Genomic DNA, 7633 nt, shown 5'->3' on the forward strand with positions numbered 1-7633 from the left:
CGAGGTTTCGGCCGTTTCACGGCGTTTCAGGGGGCAGGCGGCGTGCGATCTCGGCGATCAGTTCGCGGGCCAGCGTCAGCTTGTCGGCACGCGGCAGTTCCCGGTGGCCGTCCGCATCGACCAGCAACAAGGCGTTGTGGTCCTGGCCAAACGTGGCCGGTCCCAGGTTGCCGACCAGCAGCGGCACGTTCTTGCGCACGCGCTTCTCGCTGGTCAGGCGCAACACGTCCTGGCTTTCCGCCGCGAAGCCGACGCAGAAGGGGTGCGAGGGCAGCGCCGCCACCGTCGCCAGGATGTCGGGGTTCTCGGTCATCGCCAGCACCGGGGCCTGCCCTGACCCCGCCTTTTTCAGCTTGTGTTCGTGCTGCTGCGCAGGTCGCCAATCGGCCACCGCGGCAGTGGCGACGAAGGCATGCTGACCCGGCAAGGCACGCAGCACCGCGTCGAGCATCTGCCGGGCGCTCTGCACATCGACGCGGTGGACATGGGCCGGTGTGGGCAGATGCACCGGCCCGGCCACCAGCGTGACGTCGGCGCCGGCTTCCTGTGCCGCCCTGGCGATCGCGAAACCCATCTTCCCGCTCGAATGGTTGGTCAGGCCGCGCACCGGGTCCAGGGCTTCAAACGTCGGGCCGGCAGTGATCAGCAGACGTCGGCCCGCCAGGCGCTTGGGCTGAAGAAAAGCGATCAGCTCATCGCGCAACTCGGCCGGCTCCAGCATGCGCCCGTCGCCCACCTCGCCGCAGGCCTGGTCGCCGGCCGCCGGCCCGAGCACGGTGACGCCATCGAGACGAAGCTGGGCGACATTGCGCTGGGTGGCAGGGTGGGCCCACATCTCGCGGTTCATCGCCGGCGCCACCAGCAGCGGCACGCGCTCGCTCGGCCGAGCCAGGCACATCAGCGACAGCAGATCGTCGGCGCGGCCGTGGACCAGTTTGGCCAGGAAATCGGCGCTGGCCGGCGCAATCAGGATCGCATCGGCCTCGCGCGACAGGTTGATGTGGGCCATGCGATTGGGTTCGCGCGCGTCCCACTGGCTGGTATAGACCGGCCGGTTCGACAAGGCCTGCATCGTCACCGGCGTGATGAAGGCTTCGGCAGCCTCGCTCATCACGACCTGCACGCTGGCACCGGCCCTGGCCAGTTCGCGCGTCAACTCGGCCGCCTTGTAGCAGGCGATGCCGCCGGACAGGCCGAGCACGAGATGGCGACCGCCCAGATCCAGCCGCTCAGGCAACACGGTGGCGCTCACTGCATCTGTGCCCCGTGGCACTTCTTGAATTTCTTGCCGCTGCCGCAAGGACAGAGGTCGTTGCGACCCGGCAACTCGCCGACCCGCCGCGGCGGGGGCTTGGGGGCGTGGTCCAGCCAGTACAAGCGCATGTCCTGCGCGGCGTACAGGGCTTCGTGGATCAATTCGTCGCGAGTCAGCTCTTCACCGTCGTAAAGCTCGTCGAAGACCTCCTTGAGCTCTTCGTCGTCCAAGGTCAGCGACACCACCCGCAGCATGCATTCGTCGAACAGCTGGCCGTCCTCGGTGTCCAGATCGGCCTCGGGCCAGTCGGCGGGAAAATCGCGGGTCGCGTCGATGAAGCCGATCGCCCAGACCTCGCCGGTCTGCTCCAGCAGCGCCAGCTCCTCGGCTTTCACATGGCCGTCCGCCACCAGTTGCTGCTTGTCGTCGTCGCTGAGTTCGATCATCAGCGGTGCCAGACGCAGCACATCGGTGTCGTCGAGCAAGGCCTCGGGATCGAGCTGATCGGCCAGCACCTGCCAGCGCGCGTCGATCACCTGCCGCGCGGCCTCGGCATCGGCCGGATCGGCAAAAGTGCGGGCGAACACGCCATCGCCGAACTTGGGCAGCCATTCGTCCGCCTCGATCCGTCGCGGCCCGGCGACCAGGGCGGTCATGTAACCGTCCAGCCATTCCAGCGACACCGTTTCGTCGAAGCCTGCCATGCGCTGGCACAGCGCGTCCAACGCTTCGATCTCTTGCTCGGTACTCATGCGCGGCGCGGCCACAGCGACTCTCCATCGTGAAAAATCCGGCGCCCAGTGTCGCATGCCCGGCCTGGACGGATCCATCGCCTACCCGGCGGGCGGGCGTGCCCGGTCCGAGGCGCCGCGGACCGCGTCGTCGACGCTGGGCGCCACCACCACGTCGGCCGACAGCCCCGGCAGGCGCGCGCGCTGCAACAGGGCGATCACGGGTTCGCGCAGGCGGGTCAGCCGCAGTTGAACCTGCTGCCGCGCCAACTGAGCAGCGAGATCCCTCAAGGCCTCCAACCCGGTGCCGTCGAGATCCGGCGTCTCCTCCAGGCTGAGGATGACGATGCGGGCATCCGGCCGCGCGGCGGTCATGGACAGGATTCTGGCCATCAGGCCATCGGCGCTGGCGAAGAACAGCGGCGCCTCGGGCCGCAGGATCAGCAGGCCCGGCTCGGGCGCACCGTCCGGGTGGGTCGCCCGGTCGACGAACGCATGTCCCCCCTGGAACCGCACCAGCTCGCTCACCCGGCTCTGGGTCAGATCGCGCAGCGCCAGCATCAGGCTGGCGCCCATCGCCACCAGCAGACCGTCGAGCACGCCCAGCAGCAGCACCGCCAGCACCGACGCCACCAGCACCAGGCGGTCGCGCTGCCATGCGATGTAGGGTCGGAACACCGCCGGGTTCAGGCTGTGGCTGACGGCGTGGATCACGACCGCCGCCAGCACGCACTCCGGAATCCAAGCGATCACCGGCAGCAGCAGCATCGCCGCGCCAAGCACCAACCCGGCGGCCATCGCGCCCGCCCAGCGGGATTGCGGCCCGGAGGCCTCGTTGGCCGCGGTCGCCGAGAACCCGGCCGCCACCGGCATGCCCTGGAACAAGCCGCTGAACAGGTTGGCCACGCCCAGTGCCAGCAGGTCCCGGTTGGGCGACGTGGCGTCGCCATGGCGCAAGGCGGCATTGCGAATCGACGCATACGATTCCGCAAACAGCACCAGCACCATCGCGAACGACATCTCTCCCAGCCGCGCCCAGTCGGCCTCGGGCAGGTGCGGCACGCTGGGCCGGGCCAGGCCGAGCTCGATCACGCCGACCCGCGCGACGTGCGAGAACAAGTCTCCTTGGGCCACCGCCGTGCCCAGTGCCAGCACCCCCAGGGCCGCCGGCCACCGCGGCCGGCGGTCCATGAGAAACAGCAACGCCAACGCGCCGGCGCCCATCGTCAGGTCGGGCCAGTGCCATTCGCGCCAGCGCCGTAGCAATTCCCAGAGGTAGGCCGCGATCGACGATGCGTGCGGCTGGACCCCGAACCAATACGGCAACTGATGAATGACGATGGTCAGCGCCAGGCCGAAGGCGAAACCCCGCAGCACCGGCTTGGAGACGAAGCTGGACACCGCGCCCAGGCGCGCCGCCGCCGCCCCCATCAACGCCAGCCCGGCCATGATGACCAGACCCGCCGCCAGTGCCGCACGCAAGCCGGGCTGCTCGGGCAGCAACGCGGCAGTCGCCGCCGCCACCACCGCGGCCGACGAGGACGTGGCCGACACGATCGCGAAGCGGCTGGTGCCCAGCATCGCGTAGACCGTCAACCCGATCAGCAAGGCGATCACGCCCGCCTGCGGTGCCAGGTGGGCAATCGACGAATACGCCAGCGCCTCCGGCAACAGCAGACCGGCCACGGACATGGCCGCGAGCAGGTCGGTCAGCACGACGGCCAGCCTCGGCAAGCCGATCGCACCGTGGGATGCGGCACGGGTTCCATGGCGACGACCCGCCGAGGGCGCATCAAGGCCGCCCCCCGTCGGCGCGCCACGCCATGGCCTCGCCCATGCGGACAGGCCGGGCCTCCGCCCAGCCGGGGTTGAAGCGAAGATCGCCCGCCGGGAACAGCATCACCACCGTCGATCCCAGCAGGAAGCGGCCCATCTCCTCCCCCTGGCGCAGCACGGTGGCACCGGGCGCGTAATGCCACTCGCGCAACGTCCCGGGTCGGGGTGGATTCACCACGCCCTGCCACACCGTCGCCATGCTGCCCACGATCGTGGCCCCCACCAGCACCATCGCAAACGGGCCACGGTCGCCATCGAACAGGCAGACCACGCGCTCGTTGCGCGCAAACAGGCCGGGGACGCCTCGGGCCGTGGTCGGATTGACCGAAAACAGCGCGCCGGGCACATGGATCATGCGGCGCAACTCGCCATCGCAAGGCATGTGGATACGGTGGTAGTCGCGCGGGCTCAGATAAAGGGTCGCAAAGTGGCCGCCGGCAAAGGCCTCCGCCAGAGCGGCGTCGCCGCCCAACAGCGCGGCCGCCGAGTAGTCATGGCCCTTGGCTTGGAAGATGCGACCCGCGACGATGGCGCCGAACTGGCTGATGGCGCCATCCACCGGGCACACCAGGTCCGCGTGCGCCAGGGGACGCGCGCCGGGCGCCAAGGCACGAGTGAAGAATTCGTTGAAGGTGGCATAGGCGGCTGGATCCGACGCGGCCGCCTCGGCCAGGTCGACCCGATAGCGCGTGACGAAACGCCGGATGGCCCAGGTGGTCAACGCGCCACCGCGCCACCGCGCAAAACGCCCTGCCAGCCGGGTGAGGAACAGCTTGGGCAGCAAATACTGGGGTAGGACAGCGAGGCGATCGGACACGGACAGGTCATGGGGCAGGCAAGCCGTGCAGTGTAGGGCCAGTGTCGGCACCGCAGCCGCGCGCCGCCGGTTGGCGTGGTGGGCGGGCCTGCCTATTTTGGTGGCACGGGAAGAAATCCTCTGTGCGATCAAGCACTTGCCCAAGCTGGCCGCCACTTACCCACAGGCTTGCCCCATTGCCGTGGGGACAAGGCGGTCACGTGCTGCCCAATTACCGGGCAAGCCAGCAAAAGTCGTGGCGCAGCAAGGACTTGACGTATCGCCTCACGACTTGCCCACAGGCTTGCGCACGGCCGGCGGGGACAAGCCGCCCGGTCAGGAGCGCGCCGGCGCGCCGGCCTCGGTCCGATGGCCATGCGACCCGGCACGAGCGCGCCGCCGGGCCGCGCCAACATGCCACCAGGCAACAGCGGCCCAGCCTGCGCCGACACCGGCATGCCACAGGCCCCACGCCAGGCGCCCGTCGTCCGGCACCAGGTAGTACAGGCCGTACCCGCTGCCGATCAGCCAGGCCAGCGCAGCGCACAAGATCAGCCCGCTGCGTCGTTGGCGACGACGGCGCGGGTGAGCGGTCCAGCGCCAGCCGATGCCGACATGGCCGGTGGCCAGCAGTCCGCAGACAAACAGCGACAGGAACACGCCGGCGCCATGCCAGCGCATCAGTCTCCCCTCGGCCGGATCGGGCCACGGCCCGGCCCCGGCACCCCAGCGGTAGTGGACCCCCAGCCAGCCCAGACCACTCAGCAGCAGAAGCAGCCCCGACAGCCACAGCAGCCCTTTGTGCCAGGGCGCCAATCCGACGTGCGAACGGCTCGGGATCATCGCGATCAACCTCTACGCCGCTCAGTGCAGGAACGCCCGCGCACCCAACCGGGCCAGCACCGGGTGGTTCGCATCGCCGGTGGCCGCCACCACCTTGGTCAGCGCATCGGCCCACAGGCAACGTGGCGCCAGCACGCTGACCCGCACGTCGGCCAAGACGTCCACCCGGTCGGACTCGGCACCCGCCAGGCGGGAGCGGCTGGCGGGACCGAAATGGCTGCTTGCCAGCGCTGCGTCGCCCAGCGTCGCCCAGCGACGGGCGCCTCCGCCCGCATCGTCACGCAGCCAGACCGGCAGATCCATCGACCCGAACACCCGCAGGTCGCCGCCTGCATTGACCCATCCGGCGACGCAGCCGGCCGCCCGCAGAGCGCGCACGGCGCAGTCGACGGCATGGCCCTTGGCGATGCCCCCGGCATCCAGCACCGCGCCTGCCGCATGGCGATGAAGCACGCCCGACTCGCAACGCCAGCTCCGGGGCCCGCTGCCCAGGCTGATATCGAAGACGCCGGCACTGGCCCGCTGCAGCGCGCGCGCCGCCGCCAGCACCCGCTGGGTCGCGGGTCGGACCCGCAGCCCCGCACCGGTCGCCAAGCCCTCCCAACGCCCCAGGTCGCTCTGCGGATCGAAGCGCGACAGGGCTTGCTGCACCTGTGCGACTGCGGTGAATGCCGCTTCGACGGCGCCCAGTCCGATCGACCTGGGCACCCCCACTTCGACCAGCGTGCCCAGCATCGGCCGTGCGCGGCGGCAATAGCCGGTCGGCGGCTCGCAAAACATCAGGAGTGCTCCTGGCGGCGTAGCAGGTCCACGATCGCGACAATACGCCGCACGCCAGCGGTCAGATGGCTGCAACTGAGCGTGGCCCCGCTGATACTGGCGATGTCGTCGCCCAGCCGCAGGGGCGACGCCGCCGTCTTGCCGACAAACTGTCGACGCCAGGCAGGCAGGCGCACTTCCCCGCCGTGGCTTTCGCTGTAGGACAGCACCTCGACCTGACGGACGGCACCGCCCGCGTCGATCCCGACCGCGTAGTGGATCAGTTCGAACTTTCCCACCACGGCGTCCAGGACCACCCACCCCAGCGCTTGGCGTCCCCGCCAAGCCACCCGGACGGCCCAGCGCTCGGATCGGGCATCGATGCCGTGCGCGCTCAGCGCCTGCATCTGAGCAGCGTCCAGCACCCATTCGTGCGCCTCGAACCGATCGGCCTCCGGAAACAAGGCCTGCGCCGCCTGGTCCGGGCTCAGGTAGTCCACTGCGAAAGCGGCCGTGGGCATCACCACCCCCGCCACGGCCGAGAGGCCGGCCAGGGAAAAGCGCATCCCCCTCCTCCCGAACCGATCGATGGCGTCGAATTTCATGAAGAAATTCTACAGTTAACACGAACGATTCGCATTAACTATTTTGAGCAAAGACCATGGGGATCGTGGTCTGCGTGACGACCCGCCCGGGGCCCGTGAATCACTCGCCGAGGTAGGCGGCGCGGACCTTGGGGTCGTCCAGGAGCTGGCGTGCGGGGCCGGTCATGGTGACCTCGCCGGACTCCATGACGTAGCCCCGGTCGGCCAGCCCCAGCGCACGGCTGGCGTTCTGCTCGACCAGCAGCATCGTCGTGCCCTGCGCGTGGATGGTCTGCACCACCTCGAAGATCTTGTCGACCATGATGGGGCTCAGCCCCATGCTGGGCTCGTCGAGCAGCAGCACCTTGGGCCGCGCCATCAGCGCCCGGCCCATCGCCAGCATCTGCTGCTCGCCCCCCGACATCGTGCCCGCCAGCTGCGCCGCGCGCTCCTTCAGGCGCGGGAAGATCTCGAACACCTTGTCGATGTCTTGCTCGATCTCGTCGTCGCCGCGGCAGTACGCGCCCATCAGCAGGTTCTCGGTGATCGTCATGCGGGTGAAGGTACCCCGGCCCTCGGGGATCATCACCAGCCCCTGGCGCGCCAGGTCCCAGGCGCCCTGGCCCTTGATCGGCTTGCCCAGGAATTCGATCTCGCCTGCGGCCACCGGCTGGATCCCGGTGATCGCCTTGAGCGTCGTGGTTTTGCCCGCGCCGTTGGCCCCGATCAGGCTGACGAGTTCGCCCTGGCGCACTTCGAAGCTCACGCCCTTGACGGCCTGGATGCCGCCGTAGGCCACCTTCAAGCCCGCGACCTTGAGCAGGGTGGG

8 protein-coding genes are annotated in these 7633 nt (G+C 69.5%); all 8 read right to left on the reverse strand.

What is annotated here, in order from left to right; all coding sequences use genetic code 11:
- Nucleotides 1-16 precede the first annotated feature (16 nt).
- Nucleotides 17-1252, reverse strand: a complete 1236-nt coding sequence (gene coaBC, locus AC0N04_RS18065; protein ID WP_474283937.1) for a bifunctional phosphopantothenoylcysteine decarboxylase/phosphopantothenate--cysteine ligase CoaBC — start codon at nucleotides 1250-1252, stop codon at nucleotides 17-19.
- Entirely contained in the window at nucleotides 1249-2007 is a 759-nt protein-coding gene (locus tag AC0N04_RS18070) for a UPF0149 family protein (protein ID WP_474283939.1), read from the reverse strand. Before AC0N04_RS18070 ends, coaBC begins: the two co-directional genes overlap by 4 nt.
- 81 nt (nucleotides 2008-2088) lie before the next feature.
- Nucleotides 2089-3678: a SulP family inorganic anion transporter gene (locus AC0N04_RS18075; RefSeq protein WP_474283955.1), complete on the reverse strand. Its 1590-nt coding sequence runs from the start codon at nucleotides 3676-3678 to the stop codon at nucleotides 2089-2091.
- A 100-nt stretch (nucleotides 3679-3778) separates the two neighbouring features.
- Entirely contained in the window at nucleotides 3779-4639 is an 861-nt protein-coding gene (gene asd / locus AC0N04_RS18080; RefSeq protein ID WP_474283941.1) for an archaetidylserine decarboxylase, read from the reverse strand.
- Nucleotides 4640-4954: 315 nt separating this feature from the next.
- Nucleotides 4955-5461 carry a hypothetical protein gene (locus AC0N04_RS18085; RefSeq protein ID WP_474283943.1) on the reverse strand — a complete coding sequence of 169 codons (507 nt, stop codon included), beginning with the start codon at nucleotides 5459-5461 and terminating at the stop codon, nucleotides 4955-4957.
- A gap of 21 nt (nucleotides 5462-5482) precedes the next feature.
- Complete coding sequence (locus tag AC0N04_RS18090) at nucleotides 5483-6241, reverse strand: FAD:protein FMN transferase (RefSeq protein ID WP_474283945.1); 759 nt, start codon at nucleotides 6239-6241, stop codon at nucleotides 5483-5485.
- The gene (locus AC0N04_RS18095; RefSeq protein ID WP_474283947.1) at nucleotides 6241-6825 is read right to left on the reverse strand and encodes an FMN-binding protein; all 585 of its coding nucleotides are present in this window, start codon (nucleotides 6823-6825) and stop codon (nucleotides 6241-6243) included. The genes AC0N04_RS18090 and AC0N04_RS18095 overlap by 1 nt, the downstream gene beginning before the upstream one ends.
- Nucleotides 6826-6925: 100 nt before the next feature.
- On the reverse strand, nucleotides 6926-7633 hold a 708-nt coding region (locus AC0N04_RS18100; RefSeq protein WP_474283949.1), incomplete at its 5' end, for an ABC transporter ATP-binding protein.

This window comes from Ideonella sp. sgz306126 (assembly GCF_056032705.1).